Origin of the sequence: Nocardioides sp. NBC_00850 (genome assembly GCF_045207335.1) — a bacterium.
GTDB lineage: Bacteria > Actinomycetota > Actinomycetes > Propionibacteriales > Nocardioidaceae > Nocardioides.
Genome location: NZ_CP108845.1, coordinates 4,305,221 through 4,325,947, shown reverse-complemented (window position 1 = coordinate 4,325,947; position 20,727 = coordinate 4,305,221). Strand labels below are relative to the sequence as shown.

Sequence of the window (20,727 nt, the reverse complement as noted above, 5' to 3'; positions counted from 1 at the left end):
GCCGCCCAGCCACGTCAACATCCAGGAGCAGGAGAACCATGAGCAAGCGAACCCGAGTGCGGCGCTGGGCCATGCGACCGAGTCGGCGTCTCGATCGACTCGCCGAGGCCGCGCGCCGCCTCTACGATGCCGTCCTCGAGGCCGACCCGGCCCTCACCTCGGCGACCACGTCCGGGCACCTGCGTCGCTGTGCGTACGACGGTGTGGTCGACGAGCCGGTGCTCGCGCAGTACGTCGCGAAGGTGCGCCAACACGCTCATCGCATCACCGACGCGGACATCACCGCGCTTCGCGCGCACGGGCTGTCCGACGATGCGATCTTCGAGCTCACCGTGGCCGCGGCGCTTGGTGAGGGCCAGCGGCGGTTGGCCGCCGGCCTGGCGTTGCTCGAGCCGGCAGCGGGTCAGTGATGAGACTCGCCAGCTACGAGACCGGCCGCCGGCCCGCCCAGCGCGCGTTCCTCGCTGTCACCGGCCTGCTGGGGTCGCCGATCAACGACGTGGGAAAGGTCTCCATGCGTCGTGCGGAGTTCTTCGGCCGCCCGTTCATGGCTCTTACGCAGCTCGCGCTCCGGGGCCGATCGGGTTGGAGCGTCGGCGAACGTGAGCTGTTCGCCGCGGTCGTGTCGCAGGCGAACTCATGCGCCTTCTGCGTGGGCACACACGGTGCCATTGCAGGGTCGGCGCTGGGCCTCGCTGTCGACGAATCATGGCGAGACGGTCGTTTCGGAGTCCGTGCGATCGCAGCGGCAGAGTTCGTTGACGCACTGACAAGGGATCCAGATCGCGTGGGATCCGAGCTCGTGGCCGCGGCTCGAGCCGCAGGCGTCGGTGACGCGGCGCTCGCCGAGGCGGTCTACGTGGCCTTCGCCTTCAACACGGTCAACCGGGTCGCTGACGCCCTTGGCTTCGAGCACCGCTCGGACATCGAGCTTCGGCGAGACGCCCGCTTCTTGCGCATCAACGGGTACCGGATGCCGGGCTTCCTGCTGCGCTGAGGGCGCGGACGCAGGTCTACGAGGAGGACGACCCACATTCCCGTCGACAAGCTCATCCGTGAGAACAACATGGTACTGTCTTTATATGAGGATGAGTTCAACTTCAGTTCTGTGGCTTTCTGCTCGCGCGGTGCGCGGGCTTATGGGGTCACCCGCGGGTCCCGCACGGCGCGTGCGGGAGGTGGCTAATGGTTACTGAGGTCCCCCGTGTGGTCAGCGACGACGTTCTCACTGACATCGCCGACGGCGTCGGCACCATCACGCTCAACCGACCCGACCGCCGCAACGCGCTCTCTGACGGGATGATCGAGGGACTCACCCTCGCTTTGAAGGACATGGAGGCGTCCCTCGATGTGGGAGCGATAGTTCTCACTGGCGCCGGCGGCGCATTTTGCTCCGGAGGGGACGTCCAGGACTTTCATGAGCAAGGTGGTGAGGGGGCCGGCTCCACCGAAGTCGACCAGGTTGCCGTTGTGCAGCAGCGTCGCGACCAGGAGGAGACAGTCGGCCGCATCTACCGATGCCGGAAGCCAGTTCTCGCCTCCATCTCTGGTGCAGTGGCCGGAGCCGGCATCGGCCTCGCGCTCGCCGCGGACCTGCGCATCGGTTCACCAAGGACCGTGTTTGCGACCGCGTTCGGGGCCGTCGGGCTGGCCGGCGACTATGGCGTTGCATGGCTGCTCGACCGGCTGGTCGGGCCCGCCAAGGCGCGTGAACTCATGTTCCTCAACCCTCGGATCCGGGGCGAGGAATGCCTCGCCCTGGGCCTGATCAACTGGGTGGTGCCTGAGGAGGAGCTGGAACTGCGCACCAGCGAGATCGCTGCGCAGCTTGCCAACGGGCCCTCACACGCACTCGATGGGATGAAGCAGAACCTCCTTCGCGCCCCGCACGAGGATCTCACAACCTCGATGTCCGTCGAAGTGCCCCTGCACAAGGCCACCGGCCTGACCGAAGACCACGTGGCGGCGGTCAGGGCGTTCGTCGCTAAGGAGAAGCCCACTTTTCCCATCGGGTGGCATGGGGATACCGCGTAAGGACAACGACCAAGTCGCCGTCGCCACCAGTACCGCTCGCATGACCACGACGAGCTGTAGCAGCACGATTTCGCCCAACGATGAGACGAGGAAATGCCATGGACTTCAATTTTTCGGACCGCTCTAAGGAGTACCAAGAGAAGCTGCTTGCCTTCATGGACGAGCACATCTACCCGGCCGAAGGGATCTATGCCGCACAGATGGCGGAGTCGGGCAATCCCCACTTCCATCCTCCGATCCTCGAGGAGCTCAAGACCGAGGCGCGCAAGCGTGGTTTGTGGAACCTCTTCCACCCGCACGAGGACAAGGCGTGGGGTTCGCCGGGCTTGAGCAACCTCGACTACGCGCCGCTCGCCGAGATCATGGGCCGCAGCCCGCTGCTCGCCCCGGAGGCGTGCAACTGCAACGCGCCGGACACGGGCAACATGGAGGTGCTGCAACTCTTCGGCACCGAGGAGCACAAGGAGAAGTGGCTCAAGCCACTCCTTGCCGGCGAGATCGCCTCGGCGTTCTGTATGACTGAGCCGGATGTGGCGAGCTCGGATGCCACCAATGTCGAGCTCTCGATGGTGCGTGACGGAGACGAGTACGTCCTCAACGGGCGCAAGTGGTTCGCCTCGAACGCGCTCCACGCCAATTGCAAGGTCCTCATCGTGATGGGCAAGACCGACGTCGAGGCACCGACGCACCGGCAGCAGTCGATGATGGTCGTCCCGGTCGGCACGCCGGGGGTCACGATCGTGCGTGGGCTTCCGGTCTTCGGTTACCTGGATCGTGAGGGACACGCCGAGATCCTCTTCGAGGATGTCCGGGTCCCTCTCACTGCTCTGTTGGCGGGTGAGGGCGATGGCTTCATGATCGGCCAGGCGCGCCTCGGGCCCGGGCGGATTCATCACTGCATGCGCTCCATCGGCATGGCCGAGCGCGCGCTTGACCTGATGATCAAGCGGGCCCAGGGCCGCGTCACCTTCGGTGAGCCGATCGCCAGCCGCTCGAACATTCAGGACTGGATCGCTGAGGCTCGCATCGAGATCGAGATGGTCCGCCTTCTGACCCTCAAGACGGCGTGGCTCATGGACACCGTTGGCAACAGGAAGGCACGTATCGAGATCGCCGCGATCAAGGTCGCCGGTCCCCAGATGGCGCTGAAGATCATCGACCGCGCTATCCAGGTCCATGGAGGCGGCGGGGTGACAGACGACTTCCCGCTGGCCAGCTTCTGGGCTCATCAGCGCACTCTCCGGCTGGCGGACGGCCCCGACGAGGTGCACAAGCGGACCATCGCCCGGGTCGAGCTCAAGCGGATGCGAGAGGCAATCGCCGCAAGCTGAGCACCGTGTGCGCGGCAACACCCGCGCCCTTCGGCAACCAGGTGAGAGAAGGGAACTTCGAATGGAATCGGCTGAAGTGCTCGGCCGCACCGCTGCGGTGCCAGCGGTCGGCGAGACGATGGACCAGTTCACGCGATCGGCGACACAGGAGGAGGACGTCGTGCCTGGGGCGAGACGGGCAGTGATGTTCGACTTCGGTGGCGTGTTGACGACCAGCCTGCTGTCGGCCTTCCGGGCTTTCGGCGCGGCGTACGGCGATCCGGGGTTGATGTTGCGGCTTTTCGGTAAGGGCGAGCGGGGCGGCGAGCTGCTGATCGCCCTTGAAGAAGGGCGGATCCGTCAGGACGAGTTCGAAGTGGGGTTCTCCGAGATCCTGGCTGTTCACAATATCGAGGTCGAACCGGATGGACTCATCCGGCGGATGCAGGCCGGGTTGCGTCCGGATCCGGCGATGATCGAGCTGGTAGCGTCTCTGCGCTCCGCGGGACGGCCGGTCGGTCTACTGTCGAACTCGTTCGGGGACGACTGCTACGCCGGCTTCGACCTGCACGCGATGTTCGACGCGGTCACGATCTCGGGAGAGATCGGGATCCGGAAACCTTCGCGTCGGGCGTACCGAATCGCCTGCGACAACCTTGGGGTGGCACCTGAGGAGACCGTGATGATCGACGACCTCGAGCAGAATATCGCGGCCGCTGCCCGGGTCGGCATCGCCGGCATCGTCCATCGCAACGCCGACACGACGCGAACCGAGCTGGCCTCCCTTCTCGGCCGGGTGGTACCAGCATGACGGCGAACTGGGCACGGGAAGGGGGCACAGCCGCGCTGGACCCGGCGGCTCTGGGGATCTTCCTGGAAAACCAAGGCATCACAGTCACCAGAGCGATCTCCGCCACGCGCATCGGCCTCGGCCAGTCGAATCTCACCAGCTGACCGACGAAGCGGTCCGCCGCTGGGTCGCCCGCCGACAGCCCCTGGGCAACCTGCTGCGGTCGACCTCGACGCCGTCGGCCTGGGCGACCTCGCCAGCCCACTCGCCGTACGCCCAAAGGCAGCTGAAGCGGTGGAGCCGACAGCGGGATACAAACCGCACGCGCGATTTTCCGAGCCTGGACCGGCTCACGGCTTGGTTGGAGCACCACGTCCCGGCCACCACCTCGCTCGCCGGCGTGCATGGCGATCTGCACAAAACGAAACGTCATCCTCGACCCGTTCACCGCTGGCATGCGCACCGCGCTCGACTCGGAGTTGTCCACCTTGGGTGATCCGTTGTCTGACCTCGGCTCCACCTTGGCGTACTGGCCCGAGCCGTCCGATCCTGCGACCGACCTGTTCGAGGCGTCCCGGCTGCCCGGATTCGCGACTCGGAGTGAGACTTGCGACACCTACGCTGCCGATTCGGGCCGCGAGCTGACTGCGCTGACCTTCTGGGAGGTCCTGGGTATGTGGAAGATCGCGATCATCGCCGAGGGAGTGCGCCGACGTGCGATCGATGAACCTTCCAACGCTGCCGAGGGTGGGCCCGCCCACGGTCGAGATGATCGATGCACTGGTCGAGCGCGCCGTCACCGCGCCGACGCGTGATGGGATCGCGAGGTTCGGCGAGAGGCCCGCTTCTTGCGCGTCAACGAGTACCGGATACCGGGCTTCCTACTGCGCTGAACGGCTGTTGGCAACGCTGTACCGGGAATAGGCACTTTTCGACTACTCGATTGGTAGAGAGCGCTCCAAGGATAGAGACATGACCTCAACCAGCATGCTCCGCCTCCGTCAGGCCACCCTCGTGGCGCGCGACCTCGAAGCAGTCGTCGAGGAGCTTCGCAAGGCGCTCCCGCTCGGCGATCCGTTCCGTGACCCGGTGGTCGGCCCCTTCTTCGGTATTCACAACGCCGTCATGCCGCTCGGAGACACCTTCGTGGAGGTCATCTCTCCGGTCGAGGCCAACACGGCCGCCGGCCGGCACCTCGACCGGCTCGGGGGCGACGGCGCGTACATGGCGATGTTCCAGGTCGACGACCTCGACGTCGCCCGCGCGCGCGTCGAGAAGCTCGGCCTTCGGACCATCTTCGACTACGAGGTCGAGGGCGACACGGACGTCCACATCCACCCGAACGACGTGCCCGGCGCGATCATCACGCTCGACCACATGAAGCTGCCGGAATCATGGCGCTGGGCCGGTCCAGAGTGGATCGCGCAGGCCCCGGCTGTGAAGGGTCCGGGCAGGGTGACGGGAGCGACCGTGGCAGCCCGCGAGCCGGCGAAGCTTGCAGCCACGTGGGCAGCCGCTCTCGGCAAGGAAGCCGACGGCGACCAGATCGCTGTGGACGGTGGCGAGCTCCGCTTCGTCACGGGTGAACGGGACAACATCACGGCTTTTCACATCGAGGGGCTGGAAGCCGATGTCAGCATCGGCGGCGTCGACTTCGTGCGCGCCTGACATCACTGACCGGCGTGTCCGCCGTACAGGAGTCAATCCCGCCCGAACGCACCGAGAACAGTTCGCGCCATTGCGCGAGACCTGCGGCGGACCACCGCCCAGAAAGGAAGCACAATGCGCGCCACCCTGATGTACGCAGCGGGCGACGTCCGCGTCGAGGACGTCCGCGACTCGAAGGTCGAGACTCCGACCGACGCCCTCGTCCGCATCACTGCCAGCTGCATCTGCGGCAGCGACCTGCACCCTTACCATTGGATGTCCGCCGAGAAGGGTCCCGCACACATGGGCCACGAGTTCATCGGCATCGTCGAGGATACCGGGTCGGACGTCTCGACGCTGAGCAAGGGCGACCTGGTCGTCGCGCCGTTCGCGTTCTCCTGCGGCACGTGTCAGTTCTGCCGTGCCGGGCTGCAGACCGCCTGCGAGAACGGCACCTTCTGGGACTCGCTGCCCCAGGAGGGCGGTCAGGCTGAGGCGATCCGGGTCCCGCTCGCCGACGGGACCTTGTTCAAGCTGCCCGTCGCGCCCGACTCGGCTCTGATGCCGTCGCTGCTGACGCTGTCGGACGTCTACGGGACCGGGTACCACGCCGCGAAGATCGGCGGGGTGAAGCCGGGCAGCACCGTCACGGTGATCGGGGACGGCGCGGTGGGGCTGCTCGCCGTCCTGTCGGCGAAACAGCTGGGCGCCGAGCAGATCGTGCTGATGGGCCGGCACAGCGTACGCACCGACCTCGGCCGCGAGTTCGGCGCCACCGACGTCGTCGCCGAGCGCGGCGAGGAGGGCATCGCGAAGGTCCGAGAGCTGACCGGCGGGCATGGCAGCGAGATCGTCCTGGAGGCGGTAGGTCACATGCCGGCCTACCAGCAATCGTACGGCGTGGTCCGCCCCGGAGGCACGATCAGTCGTGTGGGCGTCCCGCAGTACGAGAAGGCCCCGATCGGCTTCGGCAGCCTTTTCGCCGGCAACATCACCCTCAACGGGGGCCCCGCGCCGAGCCGCGCCTACATGGCCGAGCTGCTGCCCGCCGTCCTCGAAGGCACCGTCGAGCCCGGAAAGGTCTTCGATCGCACCATCGGGCTCGACGAGGTCCCCGACGGCTACAAGTCGATGGACGCGCGCGAGAGCCTGAAGGTTCTCGTCACCCCCTGACCGGGGCGACGCCATCGTGTCTGTTCTGTACCGGTGTTCGGCAGGTTCGACCTACTCGCTGAGGCCACGGGACCTTACGTTAGATGTGACCGACGGCACGCCCGCCATCGTATACAAGGAGTGCCCGATGTCTCTTTGGCAGTTGTTCAGCCCAGAGAATGCGCTCACTTCCGCTTCGAGATCCCGTCGGGCGCCGCCGTGATTTCTTCCTCGAGCACCTGTCCCATGCGGTCGCCGACCCGGCGCTGCCCGGCACTGTCTGAAGTTCGAGTCAGCAAGCCGCAGGCCTTGCTACGTCCTGGCCGGCCCAGCGGCGGGTTGCTCAGTCGCAGGCGGAGCAAGGAGCACTGGGCTGGCCAGGAATCCATCCATGATTACAAGGAGAAACCCCGAACATGAGCACACTCGCAGGAGACCTGGCGCACGCGTTGGGCGATGTTGCCGCGATGCAGGAGCTGTACGCCGACGACATCAGCTGGACGCTGCCCGTGACCCTCGGCCGCATCGGCGGCACCCACGAGGGCAAGGAGGCTGTCGTAGCGCTGAACAAGATGTCCTTTGCGGCCTACGACAGGACGGTGGGCGCAGACGTGGACATCCATGAGGAGTTCGACGCCGAGGGCGGCAGGAGCGTGGCTCGCATCCGGGTGCGTTTGAAGGTGCGGGCGACCGGTGAGGGCTACGAGAACGAGTACGTGTTCGTCGTGCGAGGTCGCGACGGCAAGATCGTCGAGGTCGTCGAGTACCTCGACAGCCTCAAGGTCATGCACTACGAGGGTCTGCGGAAGTTCCTGCCGGCGATTCCCGGGGTGGTGGTCTCGTGAACGCGCCGAAGAACCGCCGGTGGCGTGTCGCGGCGATGCCGACGGAGCATCTCGAGACCTCGCATTTCGAGCTGGAGACCGTGGATCTGCCGGACGTGCCGGAGGGGCAGGTCTTGTGCCGGGTGCTGTGGATCTCCATCGATGCCGCGCAGCGTACGTGGCTCCAGGGCGCCACGTATCGCAGTGCCGTCCAGGTCGGCGACACGATACCCGCGTTCGCCATCGGTCAAGTGGTCGAGAGCCGCAGCGAGGACTTCGCTGCCGGTGACATCGTCACTGGACATCTCGGCTGGCAGGACTACGCCGTGGTCGAACCGGGCGAACTGGATCGGCTCGTCCCCACCAAGAAGCTTTCCTACTATCTCAGCGTGCTGGGCATCACCGGCGTGACCGCGTACTTCGGCCTGCTCGATGTCGGTGAGGCAAAGCCGGGGGAGACCGTCGTCGTCTCGGGCGCCGCCGGCGCCACCGGCGCACTCGTCGGGCAGATCGCCAAACTCAAGGGGTGTCGTGTCGTCGGCATCTGCGGGAGCCCGGAGAAGCAGAAGTGGCTCACCTCCGAGCTCGGGTTCGACGCGGCAGTCAGCTATCGCGACGACGATTTCCGCAAGTCGTTGAATGAAGCCTGTCCCGATGGCATCGACGTCTACTTCGACAACGTCGGCGGCGCGACGCTGGACACCGCCCTCCGAATCATGGCCCACCGCGGCCGTGTGGTGTGCTGCGGCGTTGTCTCGCAGTACGACACGACCAACCCCGCGCGAGGTGCCCGGGGGGTGCCCGGGGCGCTGATCATCAAGAGCATCACGATGCGCGGCTTCCTCTACACCGATTACGCCGAGCGGTTCGACGAGGGATTCCAGGCGCTGCAGGGGTGGCTCGACGACGGCTCCCTGACGGTGGCCGAGGACATCCTGGAAGGCATCGAGAAGGCCCCGGAGGGCCTCATCGGAGTTCTGAACGGCACCAATGTCGGCAAGCGAATGATTCACGTCGCCGATCCATCCTGATCGAATCCGGTATCCGGAAAGAGCCGCCTCCCGCTGATTCGGGACCACGGAGCTCACAGGAGTCTCGCTCATCGAAGAGGGCTCAATCATGTACGAAATCAAACCTAAGCGATCGCTTAGGTTACCGAGGAAGGTCGTCATCCATGCCTGAAGCTGTCATCGTCTCTACCGCCCGTTCGCCGATCGGCCGGGCGGGTAAGGGGTCGTTGAAGGACATGCGTCCGGACGACCTTGCGGTCCAGATGGTGCGAGCTGCGCTGGCCAAGGTGCCGGAGCTCGACCCGGCCGAGGTGGTCGACATGGTTCTGGGCGTGGGTCAGCCGGCGGGGGAGTCGGGCAACAACCTGGGCCGTGCCGTCGCCGTGCTCAGTGGGATGGACCACGTGCCCGGCGTCACCGTCAACCGGTACTGCTCGAGCAGTCTGCAGACGACGCGGATGGCGTTCCATGCGATCAAGGCGGGCGAGGGTCACGCCTACATCTCGGCCGGTGTCGAGACTGTCAGCCGCTACTCCAATGGCTGGGCGGACGACCCCGTGGGGCGGAATCCTGCTTTCGCCGACGCGCATGCGGTTAGCGACAAGCGGGCGGGTGGCGGTGCTGAGACGTGGGCGGACCCGCGTTCCACGGGTGCGCTGCCCGACCTGTACATCGCGATGGGTCAGACCGCGGAGAACGTGGCGCAGGTTCTCGGCATGTCTCGCCAGGAGCAGGACGAGTTCGCGGTGCGTAGCCAGAACCTCGCCGTGCAGCGGATCGAGGAGGGCTTCTGGGCGCGAGAGATCACGCCGGTCACCCTTCCGGACGGAACCGCCGTCTCAGCGGACGACGGTCCGCGGCCGGGCACGACGATCGAGGGCGTCAGCCAGCTCAAGCCTGTCTTCCGCCCCGACGGCACCGTGACGGCGGGGAATGCTTGCCCGCTCAACGACGGTGCCGCCGCGCTGGTCGTCATGAGCGACACGCGAGCCAAGGAGCTGGGACTCACGCCCCTGGCGCGGATCGTCTCCACGGCGGTGACGGGCCTCTCGCCGGAGATCATGGGCCTCGGCCCGGTCGAGGCGATCCCGGCCGCGCTGCGCAACGCAGGCATGTCCCTGGATGACATGGATCTGTTCGAGATCAACGAGGCGTTCGCGGTCCAGGCGCTCGGATCTGCGCAGCAGCTGGGCATCCCGCTGGACAAGTTGAACGTGAACGGGGGCGCGATCGCGGTCGGCCACCCGTACGGCATGACCGGCGCCCGCATCACCTCCACCCTCATCAACTCGCTGCAGTGGCACGACAAGCAGTACGGCGTCGAGTCGATGTGCATGGCCGGTGGCATGGGCATGGCCGCCGTCTTCGAGCGACTGAGCTGAAAGGGTACGAAATGAGCAAGCGCTTTGACGGAAAGACAGCGATCGTCACCGGAGCCAGTCGAGGCATCGGCCTGGCCATCGCCGAGAGGCTGGTTGCCGACGGCGCTCGCGTGGTGATCACCGCGCGCAAGAAGGAGGCTCTCGACGAGGCCGTCGTCCAGCTCGGCGGTCCGGACGTGGCGCTCGCCGTCGCGGGCCGCGCCGACGACGCGGACCACCAGGCCGACACGGTGCGACAGGCGATCGAGACCTTCGGCAGCATCGACCTCCTCGTCAACAACACCGGGATCAACCCGGTGTACGGGCCGCTCATCGACCTCGATCTGGCAGCTGCTCGCAAGATCGTCGAGGTCAACTGCATCGCGGCCGTCGCCTGGGTCCAGCAGGTCCATCGAGCGTGGATGAAGCAGCACGGCGGCGCCATCGTCAACGTCTCCTCCCTCTCTAGCGTCCGCACGGCGCCGGGCATCGGGTTCTACGGCGCCAGCAAGGCGATGCTCAACTCGCTTACCGAGCTGATGGCCGTCGAGCTCGGCCCGGACATTCGGGTCAACGGCGTCGCGCCAGGCGTGGTGAAGACGCGGTTCGCCGCCAAGCTGTACGAAGGCCGCGAGGATGAGGTCACCGCGGCGTACCCGCTCAAGCGGCTGGGCGCACCGGAGGACATCGGCAGCATCGTCGCTCACCTGCTCTCCGACGACGCCGGGTGGCTCACCGGTCAGACCGTCGTCGTCGATGGCGGCGTCAGTCTTCAGGCCGCGGAGGAGTGACCGGGTGCGAGAGATCGATGCGGTCCTCTTCGACTACGGCGGTGTGCTCACGGGTCCGGTGAAGGACTCGATCGCCCGCTGGCTGGCCGCGGACGTGATCGATCCCGAGTCGTTCTCGCGTACGTTGCGTGCGTGGCTCTCCCATGACGCCGAAGACGGTACGCCGGTCCACCGGCTGGAGACGGGGGAGCTCACGATCCCGGGTTTCGAGGCCCTCTTCGCGGCCGAGCTGCGGACGGTCGACGGTCGGGCAGTCGTCCCGGACGGGATCCTTGGGCGGCTCTTCGCGGGCATGAGGCCCGACCCCACGATGTTCGCGCTGGTTGAGGAGCTGCGCGCGGCAGGCCTGAGGGTCGGCCTGCTCTCCAACAGTTGGGGGAACACCTACCCTCGCGCACGAATCGACGCTCTGCTCGACCCGGTCGTGATCTCCGGTGAGGTGGGGCTGCGCAAGCCCGACGTTGCCATCTACGAACTGGCGCTGGACCGGCTCGGCGTGCCCGCCGACCGTGTGCTCTTCATCGATGACGCCGACCCCAACGTGCTGGGTGCTCGGGCGTCGGGCCTGCGGGCCCTGCTTCATGTCGATCATCCGTCGACCCGTTCCTCTCTGGCCGAGCTGGTACCTGAACTCAACTCTCATTCCCAAGGAGTCACCGCATGACCACCACCACGACACGGACCGCCATCGTGACCGGGGCCGCCCGCGGCATCGGCGCCGGTGTCTCGCAGCGTCTCGCCGCCGACGGTTTTGCCGTCGCCGTCCTCGACCTCGATGAGGCCGCCTGCAAGGCCGTCGCGGCGGAGATCGAGGCGGCTGGTGGCCGGGCACTCGCAGTCGGTGTCGACGTCGCCGATGAGGAAGCGGTCCAGGCTGCGGTCGAGCGGGTCGCCGCCGAGCTGGGCGAGCCGACCGTCCTGGTCAACAACGCTGGCATCATCCGCGACAACCTGCTCTTCAAGATGACCGCGACCGACTGGGACGCGGTGATGAACGTCCACCTGCGCGGTGCCTTTCTCATGACCCGCGCCGTCCAGGGCTACATGACCAAGGCGGGCTGGGGTCGCGTCGTGAACCTGTCCAGCACGTCCGCGCTCGGCAACCGCGGCCAGGCCAACTACTCCGCAGCCAAGGCCGGGGTCCAAGGCTTCACCAAGACGCTGGCCATCGAGCTCGGCAAGTACGGCGTGACCGCCAACGCCATCGCACCGGGATTCATCGAGACCGAGATGACCGTGGCCACCGCGGAGAGGATGGGCGTGTCTTTCGACGAGTTCAAGGCATTCGTGGTCAAGGAGATCCCCGTCGGGCGCGGCGGCCTGCCCGCCGACATCGCGCACGCGGTGTCGTTCTTCGCCAGTGAGGGCGCGGGCTTCGTTTCGGGTCAGGTGCTCTACGTCGCAGGAGGGCCGAAGGCATGAGAGTCTTCGACGGCGTCGCCGACCTCGAGAAGGCCGTGGGATCCCACCTCGGTCACTCCGAGTGGCACAGGATCGACCAGGAGCAGATCGATGCCTTCGCCAACGCCACTGGTGACCACCAATGGATCCACGTCGACCCGGCGCAGGCGACCGAGGGGCCGTTCGGATCGACCGTCGCGCACGGCTTCCTCACGCTGAGCCTGCTGCCGATGCTCACCTGGCAGGTCTACAAGATCGAGGGCGTCAAGATGATCGTCAACTACGGGGCCGACAAGGTGCGCTTCCCTTCGCCGGTGCCGGTTGGCTCGCGCGTCCGGGCGGGCGTGGAGCTGAGCTCGGTCACGCCTATCACGCTGGGCTACCAGATGGGCCTCAAAGTGACGTTCGAGCGGGACGGCGGCGACAAGCCGGCCTGCGTGGTCGACATGCTCGCCCTCGTGGTGCCGTGATGACCACCGCCGAAGTGCCCCGGGGCCTCGACCTCGACGTCCTCGGAGCGTGGTTCGCGAGCGAGATCCCCGGCGCAGGAGATGAGCTGCGGGCCACCCTGATCGCCGGCGGGAGGTCCAACCTGACCTACGTCGTGACCGACGGCACGCAGGAGTGGATCGTCCGACGACCGCCGCTCGGCCACGTGCTCGCGACCGCCCACGACATGGCCCGCGAGTACCGCGTCATGTCGGCGCTCCAGGACACCAGCGTGCCGGTCCCACGGACCTTCGCGATGTGCACCGATCCCGCGGTGCTGGGCGCGGACTTCTACGTCATGGAGCGGTGCGCCGGTACGCCGTACCGCCACGCAGCCGAGCTCCAATCCCTTGGCCCCGAGCGAACCCGGAGGATCTCCGAACGCCTCGTGGACACGCTCGTCGCGTTGCACGCGGTTGAGCCGGCGTCAGTCGGTCTCGGTGACTTCGGCCGCCCTGAGGGCTTCCTCGGACGCCAGGTCGCCCGTTGGAAGAAGCAACTCGACGCGTCGCACACCCGTGACCTGCCCGCCGCGGAGGAGCTCCACCGGCGCCTCGCGGAGTCAGTGCCGCCTGAGTCCGCCGCCGGCATCGTGCACGGCGACTACCGGCTCGACAACGTCTTGGTCGACGACGCTGACCAGGTGGCGGCCGTTCTCGACTGGGAGATGGCCACCCTCGGCGACCCGCTGACGGACCTGGCGTTGATGCTCGTCTACTTCCGTCTCGACGCAGAGGCGGGTGACGGGGGCGACGCGGTGTCCAACGTGTCGGCGGCGCCCGGCTTCCTCGACGAGCGCGCGATCATCGAGCGGTACTCGTGTGGCAGCGACCGCGACCTCTCCGGCTTCGGATTCTACCTCGGCCTCGCGGCCTTCAAGCTCGCCGCGATCCTCGAGGGCATCCACTACCGCTATCTCCGCGGCCAGACCGTCGGCGAGGGCTTCGACCGCATCGGCGAATCCATCCCTCCGTTGCTCGACGCGGGCCTCGACGCACTGAAGGAGAACCACTGATGGATTTCGAGTACGACGCCAAGGGGGAGGCATGACCACGGGCAAGACGGTCCTCCAGCGCAAGTTGCTGCCGGCCCTGGACTTCCTGCTGCACGACTGGCTGAAGGTGGACGAGCTCACCAGCCGGCCCCGGTTCGAGGAGCACGGTCGTGAGACTTTCGATGAGCTTCTCCAAGCCGCTTCCGAGGTCGCCGCGAACCGGTTCGAGCCTGCGTACCGCATCAGCGACGAGCAGGAGCCATACATGGCAGACGGAGGGGTGGTGACCCCGAAGGAGACCCATCTGGCGTTCGAGGCCTACCGGGACCTGGGCATCCTTGCGGCCAGTCACGACGTCGAGTTCGGCGGCATGCAGTTGCCGCGGACGCTCGACCTGGCGTCGAGGGTCATTTTCGGCGCTTCGGGGCACAACCTCGCACCTGCGATGCTGACCGACGCCAACGCCTCGTTGCTCATCGAGCACGGCACGGAGACGCAGAAGCGAGTGTTCGCCGTGCCAGAGCTGGCGTTCCGCTGGACAGGCACGATGTGCCTCTCCGAGTCGCAGGCGGGTTCTTCCCTCGCCGACATCACGACGAGCGCTGTGCCGGACGGTCAGGACCACGAGTCTGAGCCTCTCGGCCCGCGCTACCGGATCACCGGCAACAAGATGTGGATCTCAGCGGCCGAGCACGACCTGACCGAGAACATCATCCATCTGGTCCTGGCGAAGATCCCCCGTGAAGACGGATCGGTCGATCCCAGCACCAAGGGCATCTCGCTCTTCATCGTTCCCAAGGTATTGGTGGACGAGGACTCTCGACTGCTCGAACGCAACGACGTCACGCTGGTCAGCCTCAACCACAAGATCGGCCATCGAGGTACTCCCAACACCGCACTCACCTTCGGGGACGGCACACACACACCTCGCGGGAGCAAGGGCGCCATTGGCTACCTCGTGGGCCGACCCGGCGATGGTCTGCGCCAGATGTTCCACATGATGAACGCCGCGCGCATCGAGATCGGGCTGGCCGCGTCCTCGCTCGGTATGGCCGGCTACGCGACGGCCCTCGAATACGCCAAGGACCGCCGTCAGGGCCGACCCCGAGCAGCGACCGGCAAAGACCCGTCGCTACCCCAGGTCCCGATCATCGAGCACGCCGACGTCAAGCGCATGCTGCTCGCGCAGAAGGCGTACGCCGAGGGTGGCACTGCCTTGGCCCTCTACGCCGCCCGGCTGCTCGACGACCAGTCGACTGGCTCGCCCGCCGAGGTAGAGCGAGCCTCCGTGCTGCTCGAGATCCTGACACCGATCGTGAAGAGCTGGCCGAGCGAATGGTGCCTGGAGGCAAACAGCCTCGCGATCCAGGTGCTCGGTGGTGCCGGGTACACGCGAGACTGGCCGGTGGAGATGTACTGGCGCGACCAGCGACTTAACATGATCCACGAAGGCACCCACGGCATCCAGGGGCTCGACCTGCTGGGTCGCAAGGTGCGTATGGATAAGGGTGCACATCTCGACGCGCTGGGGGTCGAGGTCCGTGGCACGATCGACGCAGCGGAGCGGATTGGCCTGCGCGCAGAAGCGGACGCGCTTGCTGGTGCCTGGGACGACCTGCTGGTCGCCACCGAGCAAGCGTGGGCAACCGGTGACCCGTCAGAGGCTCTCGCCAACGCCACTCCGTACCTCCAAGGCTTCGGGCACGTCGTGGCTGCCTGGATCCACCTCGACCTCGCTGTGGCTGCGACGCACAGCGACCACAGCGAGGCACCGGGACGTATCGCAGCGATGAAGTACTTCTTCGCTTACGAGCTGCCCCGCATCGGCGCCTGGCTCGGCGTAGCGGCGCAACGAGAAGCACTGTGTCGCGATGTGAACCCCGACAGCTTGTGACGCGAGTCGACCAAGACGCGTCGCCCCGGCATCACCCGCCGGGGGGTGTCTCATCGAAAGGATCCGACATGGCAACCTGACGCTTGCCTTCCTCCGACGCCCGGCCGCCGTGACTCATCTCGAGGTCGGGGAGACGCGGTGACCCGTCGGGGTGCTCAAGGAGGCGCGGACGGGCGAGACGCGGGTCGCGGCGACGTCGACGACCGTCGCCGCGCTGCAGAGGCTCGGCTACGAGGTGGTGGTCGAGTCGGGCGCCGGAGAGTCGGCCAGTTTCACCGACGAAGCGTACTTCGCCGCGGGTGCCAAGCTGGGCGACCTGCTGGCCGATGACTTGGTCGTCGGTCGTCGGGGTGAACGCGCCGACGCTCGCCCAACGAGACCGGCTGCAGCCCGGCGCCATTCTGATCGCGATGCTCAACCCGCGGCTGGACGAGGAGATCGTCGGCATCTTCATCGGTGCGGACACCTTCACCGGCTCGATCGTGGCCAACCTGAAACTGCCCGCGAAGATCTCCTCCGCGCCGTTGATGTTGCCGGGCAAGAACGTCGTCAACGTTGGTTCGCTGGTGCTGTTCGCGATCCTGACCATCGTCTACGTGTCCCTCGACACCCAAGACAGCACCGGCGCCGACGTCCTGCTCGCGGTCCTCACGATCCTGGCCCTGGGCTGGCACCTCGTCGCTTCCATCGGTGGTGGTGACATGCCGGTTGTGGTGTCGATGCTCAACTCCTATTTCGGGCTGGGCCGCGGCAGCCTCGGGCTTCTTGCTCGGCAACGATCTGCTGATCGTGACCGGCGCCCTGGTCGGGTCCTCGGGTGCCGGGTCGTACGCCGAGCAGAAGCAACCCGGATCGCACCTGTCGACTCGCTAGGCAACTGATCAACCGCTGAGCCAGCGTGCTGAGTCAGCGGTTGAGTCAGCGTCAACTTCGTCGCCGCACATTCCATAGCCTTGGGTGCGGGACGCCAGCAGATACGCACGACATGAGCGTCCGCGACCAGGTGCGGTCACGCCAGCACACCAACAGGGGCTTCGTCCTGGCCTTGACCGCTGTGGCAGGCCTATGGCCGGTGCGGGTGCACCGGGCGGATCCCTGTTCAGACCAGTGCCGAGTCCGAGACCTCGTGCGACAAGTGCTCGGTGAAGAACTCAAGTGCCGCAGCAGACGCGACCTTGAAGCCCTCACCGGTGTAGGCGTCGAAGTGGCCGCCCGGCATCCATACGAGTTTCTTGGGCTCCGCCGCGGTGTTGTAGGCCTCCTTAGCCCACTCAGCCGGGGTCACATTGTCGTCCTCGGCAAGCACCATGAGCAATGGCGTGGGAGCGACGAACTTGAGGAACTCTCCTGCCTCGTAGCCCTGCTCCGTCGACCGCAGCGTCACCTCGTTGCGCCACCCGGTCCCCTCGTAGGCCGAGAAGTACTCGTAGGCATTGCGCGTTGCCATCACCGCTGGCGCGGTCGGGTCTGCGGTGACCACGGGAATCATCGCAGGCGCCTCTCCGCGAGCTCGCGCCAGGCGATCGGCCGCCTGCCCGTCCCACGCCATTTGCCAGTACTCCTTGGGCACAACTGCCTCGAAGTTGCGACGCCCCGAGACCGCTGGCACCTGACCGCACACGGCCTTGACGCGCCGGTCGATGGCAGCGACCACGAATGCATTACCTCCGGCGTAGCTGGACCCCCACACCGCGATCCGGGACGCGTCGACGTCGGGCCGGCCGTGCGCGTAGGTGATGGCGTGCTGGGTATCGTGGATCTGCTCCCACGGGTCGATCTCCTGCCGCGGCTTGCCCGGCGCGGTGTCCGAGGCACCGAACCCCCGGTGGTCATAGACCACACAGGCGAAACCGGCATCGGCGAACGCGTCGGCGAAGGGCTCCAGACCCATCTCCTTGGTGCAAGAAAAACCGTGCGTCAGGATGATGCACGGCAACTCACCAGACACACCGTCGGGTCGGTAGAACCAGCCACGCAGCGTCACGCCCTCAGCGTCGAACTCGATGTCTTCGCGCATCGTCTCCTCATTTCAGTCAATGTCTTGTAAACGGTTCACGGGGATGGCCGGGGTGCGTGCCGCGTCGCGGCACGCACCCCGGGTCATGGTTCAGGTTGATGCGATCACCTGGCCCTTCAGGCAGGCGAGCACGTTTCAGCCCGAAGCACTCATCGGCTTGCGATCAGCCGCTCGGCCTCGTCCGCGTCCACGGCGTCGTACGGCGAGCTCCGGTTTTCCTTGTACCAGCGCGCCTCTGCCGCGGAGTTGGGGGGCGGCGGCGTCATGCCGTCGATCCGCCAGTTCTCGAAGGGCGCGTTCTCGGCATGGAACTCCACCTCGTAGCCGCGGTCGAAGAAGTACGGCTTGAGGAACCCGTTGATGTTCTCGTAGTACCGCCGGAGGATCTCTTCGACTGTGGTGCCCTGGGAGGCGGCAGCCCCTTCGTTCGAACGAGCGATGTGGACGACCTCGATCTGGACGAAGTTCTTGCGCGGCACGCCGCCCACGTAGTAGTTCTCCTCCTTGATCTCGTGGAAGACCACAGAGGTGTAGAACTTCGGCAGCTCGAAGCCGAAGTTCTCCCGCGAGAAGTCAGACGAATAGATGTTCGTGATCTTTTCGGCCAGCTCGGCCTTCTCTTCGGCGGTGCAGGCATTCTCCGGAATCAAAAACTGCCACAGCGGCATGAGATGCTCCTTCTTCTAGTGTGCTGAACCTGTCGGTGTGTAGGGCATGCCGTCAGCATCGACCCGATTCGCTCGGCTCTGTGAACGCGCCCCGCGAATCGCGTCGTAGCCAGATTTCGAATGGTGCGCTGCTCGGGTAGATGTGCGGTCGGTCACATCTAACCTACGAGCGCGCGGCGTAAGCGACCTAGGCGGAACCTGCCGAACACTGGTACAGATGTGACATGCGCCATAGCGTTCTCGCTCCCAGGTCGAGGCCTCCTGCGCTTGCGCCTCGAGGAATTCGCGCCCAGCCAGATCGAGAGCCGCTGAAGAGCCGACATGCCGGGCCGGGTGCCACGTTGGGAGGCCTCCAGAACGAGTCCGCTACGCCCGAGACCGCTCACGGACGTGCAGGACAAGGCGCACCGAAAGCGGTGCACCGCCTCGCTGTGGGACCGGGCCGCGTACTCGGTAAGCGTCAGGCGCGAACGAAGTCGACTCCGCCGATGGTGACATCGGCTTCCAGACCCTCGGCGTGAAAGGCGGCGAGTCCGTTTCGCTCACCGGCCACGAAGCGCAGTTCGCCGTCGTCGAGAACGATCCGATCCCCGTCCGCTTCAGTGCCGAGGGCGGCGGCCCATGTGGCTGCGAGCTTCGCCGGCTCAAGTGCAGTCATGGTCGCTCCCGTGACCCTGCCCGGACCCGTCACCGCCGGAGCCTGCTCGATCCAGTCCGGGCCGGCCCAGCGCCAGGATTCCGGCCGCTTCATGTGGTCGAGCGCGACGATCGCGCCGGGCACATCCTTCGGGTGGATATGAACGTCCGTGTCGCCCCCATCCTCGTAGTCGAAGATGACCCGAAAGCCGAGCCGGGCGATACGGGCGCGCGCGACGGCGAGGTCATCGACTTGAAATAGCACCATGTACCCGCCATCGCCACCGAGCCGGTCGAGGTGCCGACCAGCAGTCGTGTTCTCCTCGACCGGAGAGATGACCTCGACAAAGGTGTCGCCGAGCGGCATCACGGCGTTGTGGATACCGAACAATGGGCCTACCACCGGGTCGCGGAACGGATCGCCCAGCGGAAGCGCCTCGCGGAGTTCCGCGACGACCGCCTCAAGATCGCGCGCAACGAGAGTGGCCTGACGGAGGCGGGGAATCCTGGTTGATGTCATGCCCTCAGTTTGGAAGCGCTCTGCACCCATCGAGTCATAGAAAATTGCCCGATGTCGGTACAGCGTTGCCACACAGGTGGCGACTGCGTCAGAAGGTGACGAGGACCTTCAGGCTCTCGCGCGCATCCATCGACCGGTAGGCGTCAGGGACCTCGTCCAGCGTGACCGTGCTGTCGAAGACCCTCCGAGCCTCGACCGTGCCGTCGAGTACGCCGCGGAAGCCGATCGGGCTTCTCTTACTGGGACGCCCACGCGAGTGACCCATCTCCTTGGTGCACGAATATCCGCGACTCAGGATGATGCACGGCAACTCACCAGACACACCGTCGGGTCGGTAGAACCAGCCACGCAGCGTCACGCCCTCTGCGTCGAACTCGATGTCTTCGCGCATCGTCTCCTCATTTCAGTCAATGTCTTGTAAACGGTTCACGGGGATGGCCGGGGTGCGTGCCGCGTCGCGGCACGCACCCCGGGTCATGGTTCAGGTTGATGCGATCACCTGGCCCTTCAGGCAGGCGAGCACGTTTCAGCCCGAAGCACTCATCGGCTTGCGATCAGCCGCTCGGCCTCGTCCGCGTCCACGGCGTCGTACGGCGAGCTCCGGTTTTCCTTGTACCAGCGCGCCTCTGCCGCGGAGTTGGGGGGCGGCGGCGTCATGCCGTCGATCCGCCAGTTCTCGAAGGGCGCGTTCTCGGCATGGAACTCCACCTCGTAGCCGCGGTCGAAGAAGTACGGCTTGAGGAACCCGTTGATGTTCTCGTAGTACCGCCGGAGGATCTCTTCGACTGTGGTGCCCTGGGAGGCGGCAGCCCCTTCGTTCGAACGAGCGATGTGGACGACCTCGATCTGGACGAAGTTCTTGCGCGGCACGCCGCCCACGTAGTAGTTCTCCTCCTTGATCTCGTGGAAGACCACAGAGGTGTAGAACTTCGGCAGCTCGAAGCCGAAGTTCTCCCGCGAGAAGTCAGACGAGTAGATGTTCGTGATCCGTTCGGCCAGATCAGCCTTTTCCGCGGGGGTAAAGGCATTCTCCGGGATCAACAGCTGCCACAGCGGCATGGTGTGCTCCTTCGTCTACTTGATGGACTTGTCAGTGTGGAAACGGGATGCCGTCAGCACCGTCACGACCGTTCGGCTGCCCGGACTGGCCTCGCGGATCGCGTCGTACCACCAGATCTCGACTTATGAG

At 66.2% G+C, this 20,727-nt stretch carries 23 protein-coding genes and 2 pseudogenes; 20 read left to right on the top strand and 5 right to left on the bottom strand.

The genetic code is table 11. The features are described 5' to 3' along the window. Positions 1–38 precede the first annotated feature (38 nt). The 20 genes and pseudogenes from OH802_RS21055 to OH802_RS20960 all read left to right on the top strand — a co-directional run. On the top strand, positions 39–410 hold the full coding sequence (locus OH802_RS21055; RefSeq protein ID WP_406021728.1) for a hypothetical protein: 372 nt from the start codon (positions 39–41) through the stop codon (positions 408–410). Further along, positions 410–997 (top strand): carboxymuconolactone decarboxylase family protein, encoded by a 588-nt coding sequence (locus tag OH802_RS21050; protein WP_406021726.1) that lies wholly within the window; start codon positions 410–412, stop codon positions 995–997. Before OH802_RS21055 ends, OH802_RS21050 begins: the two co-directional genes overlap by 1 nt. 209 nt (positions 998–1,206) lie before the next feature. Continuing rightward, on the top strand, positions 1,207–2,034 hold the full coding sequence (locus OH802_RS21045; RefSeq protein WP_406021724.1) for an enoyl-CoA hydratase/isomerase family protein: 828 nt from the start codon (positions 1,207–1,209) through the stop codon (positions 2,032–2,034). Positions 2,035–2,114: 80 nt separating this feature from the next. After that, positions 2,115–3,365, top strand: a complete 1,251-nt coding sequence (locus OH802_RS21040; protein WP_406021722.1) for an acyl-CoA dehydrogenase family protein — start codon at positions 2,115–2,117, stop codon at positions 3,363–3,365. A gap of 61 nt (positions 3,366–3,426) precedes the next feature. Continuing rightward, positions 3,427–4,155, top strand: coding sequence for an HAD family hydrolase (locus OH802_RS21035; protein WP_406021720.1), 729 nt, complete (start codon positions 3,427–3,429; stop codon positions 4,153–4,155). After that, the gene (locus tag OH802_RS21030; RefSeq protein ID WP_406021718.1) at positions 4,152–4,298 is read left to right on the top strand and encodes a hypothetical protein; all 147 of its coding nucleotides are present in this window, start codon (positions 4,152–4,154) and stop codon (positions 4,296–4,298) included. Before OH802_RS21035 ends, OH802_RS21030 begins: the two co-directional genes overlap by 4 nt. 240 nt (positions 4,299–4,538) lie before the next feature. Continuing rightward, on the top strand, positions 4,539–4,949 hold the full coding sequence (locus OH802_RS21025) for a hypothetical protein (RefSeq protein WP_406021716.1): 411 nt from the start codon (positions 4,539–4,541) through the stop codon (positions 4,947–4,949). Between the two features lie 157 nt (positions 4,950–5,106). Further along, the gene (locus OH802_RS21020; protein WP_406021714.1) at positions 5,107–5,802 is read left to right on the top strand and encodes a VOC family protein; all 696 of its coding nucleotides are present in this window, start codon (positions 5,107–5,109) and stop codon (positions 5,800–5,802) included. Positions 5,803–5,916: 114 nt separating this feature from the next. Next, positions 5,917–6,954 carry an alcohol dehydrogenase catalytic domain-containing protein gene (locus OH802_RS21015; RefSeq protein WP_406021712.1) on the top strand — a complete coding sequence of 346 codons (1,038 nt, stop codon included), beginning with the start codon at positions 5,917–5,919 and terminating at the stop codon, positions 6,952–6,954. Positions 6,955–7,349: 395 nt separating this feature from the next. Then, a complete protein-coding gene (locus OH802_RS21010) occupies positions 7,350–7,778 on the top strand; it encodes a nuclear transport factor 2 family protein (RefSeq protein WP_406021710.1) in 429 nt (142 codons plus the stop codon). Continuing rightward, positions 7,775–8,788, top strand: a complete 1,014-nt coding sequence (locus OH802_RS21005) for an NADP-dependent oxidoreductase (protein ID WP_406021708.1) — start codon at positions 7,775–7,777, stop codon at positions 8,786–8,788. Before OH802_RS21010 ends, OH802_RS21005 begins: the two co-directional genes overlap by 4 nt. Positions 8,789–8,931: 143 nt before the next feature. Further along, positions 8,932–10,149 (top strand): acetyl-CoA C-acetyltransferase, encoded by a 1,218-nt coding sequence (locus OH802_RS21000; protein WP_406021706.1) that lies wholly within the window; start codon positions 8,932–8,934, stop codon positions 10,147–10,149. Between the two features lie 11 nt (positions 10,150–10,160). Beyond that, entirely contained in the window at positions 10,161–10,919 is a 759-nt protein-coding gene (locus OH802_RS20995; protein ID WP_406021704.1) for an SDR family oxidoreductase, read from the top strand. 4 nt (positions 10,920–10,923) lie between these two features. Then, positions 10,924–11,583 (top strand): HAD family hydrolase, encoded by a 660-nt coding sequence (locus tag OH802_RS20990; protein WP_406021702.1) that lies wholly within the window; start codon positions 10,924–10,926, stop codon positions 11,581–11,583. Beyond that, positions 11,580–12,341, top strand: a complete 762-nt coding sequence (gene fabG / locus OH802_RS20985) for a 3-oxoacyl-ACP reductase FabG (RefSeq protein ID WP_406021700.1) — start codon at positions 11,580–11,582, stop codon at positions 12,339–12,341. The genes OH802_RS20990 and fabG overlap by 4 nt, the downstream gene beginning before the upstream one ends. Continuing rightward, a complete protein-coding gene (locus OH802_RS20980) occupies positions 12,338–12,790 on the top strand; it encodes a MaoC family dehydratase (protein WP_406021698.1) in 453 nt (150 codons plus the stop codon). Before fabG ends, OH802_RS20980 begins: the two co-directional genes overlap by 4 nt. Further along, positions 12,790–13,824 carry a phosphotransferase family protein gene (locus OH802_RS20975; protein ID WP_406021696.1) on the top strand — a complete coding sequence of 345 codons (1,035 nt, stop codon included), beginning with the start codon at positions 12,790–12,792 and terminating at the stop codon, positions 13,822–13,824. Before OH802_RS20980 ends, OH802_RS20975 begins: the two co-directional genes overlap by 1 nt. 31 nt (positions 13,825–13,855) lie before the next feature. Continuing rightward, positions 13,856–15,697 carry an acyl-CoA dehydrogenase gene (locus OH802_RS20970; RefSeq protein WP_406021694.1) on the top strand — a complete coding sequence of 614 codons (1,842 nt, stop codon included), beginning with the start codon at positions 13,856–13,858 and terminating at the stop codon, positions 15,695–15,697. A 151-nt stretch (positions 15,698–15,848) separates the two neighbouring features. Continuing rightward, a pseudogene (locus tag OH802_RS20965) lies at positions 15,849–15,953 on the top strand (hypothetical protein); the annotation flags it as partial. Between the two features lie 136 nt (positions 15,954–16,089). Further along, positions 16,090–16,519, top strand: a pseudogene (locus OH802_RS20960) (NAD(P)(+) transhydrogenase (Re/Si-specific) subunit beta); the annotation flags it as partial. Between the two features lie 277 nt (positions 16,520–16,796). Here OH802_RS20960 and OH802_RS20955 read toward each other — a convergent pair. The 5 genes from OH802_RS20955 to OH802_RS20935 all read right to left on the bottom strand — a co-directional run bounded on the left by OH802_RS20955 (position 16,797) and on the right by OH802_RS20935 (position 20,597). Continuing rightward, positions 16,797–17,714: an alpha/beta hydrolase gene (locus OH802_RS20955; RefSeq protein ID WP_406021692.1), complete on the bottom strand. Its 918-nt coding sequence runs from the start codon at positions 17,712–17,714 to the stop codon at positions 16,797–16,799. Between the two features lie 149 nt (positions 17,715–17,863). Next, positions 17,864–18,382 carry a tautomerase family protein gene (locus OH802_RS20950; protein WP_406021690.1) on the bottom strand — a complete coding sequence of 173 codons (519 nt, stop codon included), beginning with the start codon at positions 18,380–18,382 and terminating at the stop codon, positions 17,864–17,866. 460 nt (positions 18,383–18,842) lie between these two features. Beyond that, complete coding sequence (locus OH802_RS20945) at positions 18,843–19,538, bottom strand: VOC family protein (protein WP_406021688.1); 696 nt, start codon at positions 19,536–19,538, stop codon at positions 18,843–18,845. Positions 19,539–19,626: 88 nt separating this feature from the next. Continuing rightward, a complete protein-coding gene (locus OH802_RS20940) occupies positions 19,627–19,929 on the bottom strand; it encodes a hypothetical protein (protein WP_406021686.1) in 303 nt (100 codons plus the stop codon). A gap of 149 nt (positions 19,930–20,078) precedes the next feature. Continuing rightward, a complete protein-coding gene (locus OH802_RS20935) occupies positions 20,079–20,597 on the bottom strand; it encodes a tautomerase family protein (protein ID WP_406021684.1) in 519 nt (172 codons plus the stop codon). Positions 20,598–20,727: the final 130 nt, after the last annotated feature.

Bases quoted from the DNA above. Each gene is read 5' to 3' on its own strand.
- OH802_RS20940 (WP_406021686.1), bottom strand. From the start codon at position 19,929: ATGCGCGAAGACATCGAGTTCGACGCAGAGGGCGTGACGCTGCGTGGC.
- OH802_RS21035 (WP_406021720.1), top strand. From the start codon at position 3,427: ATGGAATCGGCTGAAGTGCTCGGCCGCACCGCTGCGGTGCCAGCGGTC.
- OH802_RS20995 (WP_406021704.1), top strand. From the start codon at position 10,161: ATGAGCAAGCGCTTTGACGGAAAGACAGCGATCGTCACCGGAGCCAGT.
- OH802_RS20950 (WP_406021690.1), bottom strand. From the start codon at position 18,382: ATGCCGCTGTGGCAGTTTTTGATTCCGGAGAATGCCTGCACCGCCGAA.
- OH802_RS21025 (WP_406021716.1), top strand. From the start codon at position 4,539: ATGGCGATCTGCACAAAACGAAACGTCATCCTCGACCCGTTCACCGCT.
- OH802_RS21040 (WP_406021722.1), top strand. From the start codon at position 2,115: ATGAGACGAGGAAATGCCATGGACTTCAATTTTTCGGACCGCTCTAAG.
- OH802_RS21000 (WP_406021706.1), top strand. From the start codon at position 8,932: ATGCCTGAAGCTGTCATCGTCTCTACCGCCCGTTCGCCGATCGGCCGG.
- OH802_RS21030 (WP_406021718.1), top strand. From the start codon at position 4,152: ATGACGGCGAACTGGGCACGGGAAGGGGGCACAGCCGCGCTGGACCCG.
- OH802_RS20980 (WP_406021698.1), top strand. From the start codon at position 12,338: ATGAGAGTCTTCGACGGCGTCGCCGACCTCGAGAAGGCCGTGGGATCC.
- fabG (WP_406021700.1), top strand. From the start codon at position 11,580: ATGACCACCACCACGACACGGACCGCCATCGTGACCGGGGCCGCCCGC.
- OH802_RS20975 (WP_406021696.1), top strand. From the start codon at position 12,790: ATGACCACCGCCGAAGTGCCCCGGGGCCTCGACCTCGACGTCCTCGGA.
- OH802_RS21020 (WP_406021714.1), top strand. From the start codon at position 5,107: ATGACCTCAACCAGCATGCTCCGCCTCCGTCAGGCCACCCTCGTGGCG.
- OH802_RS20970 (WP_406021694.1), top strand. From the start codon at position 13,856: ATGACCACGGGCAAGACGGTCCTCCAGCGCAAGTTGCTGCCGGCCCTG.
- OH802_RS21055 (WP_406021728.1), top strand. From the start codon at position 39: ATGAGCAAGCGAACCCGAGTGCGGCGCTGGGCCATGCGACCGAGTCGG.
- OH802_RS20955 (WP_406021692.1), bottom strand. From the start codon at position 17,714: ATGCGCGAAGACATCGAGTTCGACGCTGAGGGCGTGACGCTGCGTGGC.
- OH802_RS20935 (WP_406021684.1), bottom strand. From the start codon at position 20,597: ATGCCGCTGTGGCAGCTGTTGATCCCGGAGAATGCCTTTACCCCCGCG.
- OH802_RS21050 (WP_406021726.1), top strand. From the start codon at position 410: ATGAGACTCGCCAGCTACGAGACCGGCCGCCGGCCCGCCCAGCGCGCG.
- OH802_RS21010 (WP_406021710.1), top strand. From the start codon at position 7,350: ATGAGCACACTCGCAGGAGACCTGGCGCACGCGTTGGGCGATGTTGCC.
- OH802_RS20945 (WP_406021688.1), bottom strand. From the start codon at position 19,538: ATGACATCAACCAGGATTCCCCGCCTCCGTCAGGCCACTCTCGTTGCG.
- OH802_RS21015 (WP_406021712.1), top strand. From the start codon at position 5,917: ATGCGCGCCACCCTGATGTACGCAGCGGGCGACGTCCGCGTCGAGGAC.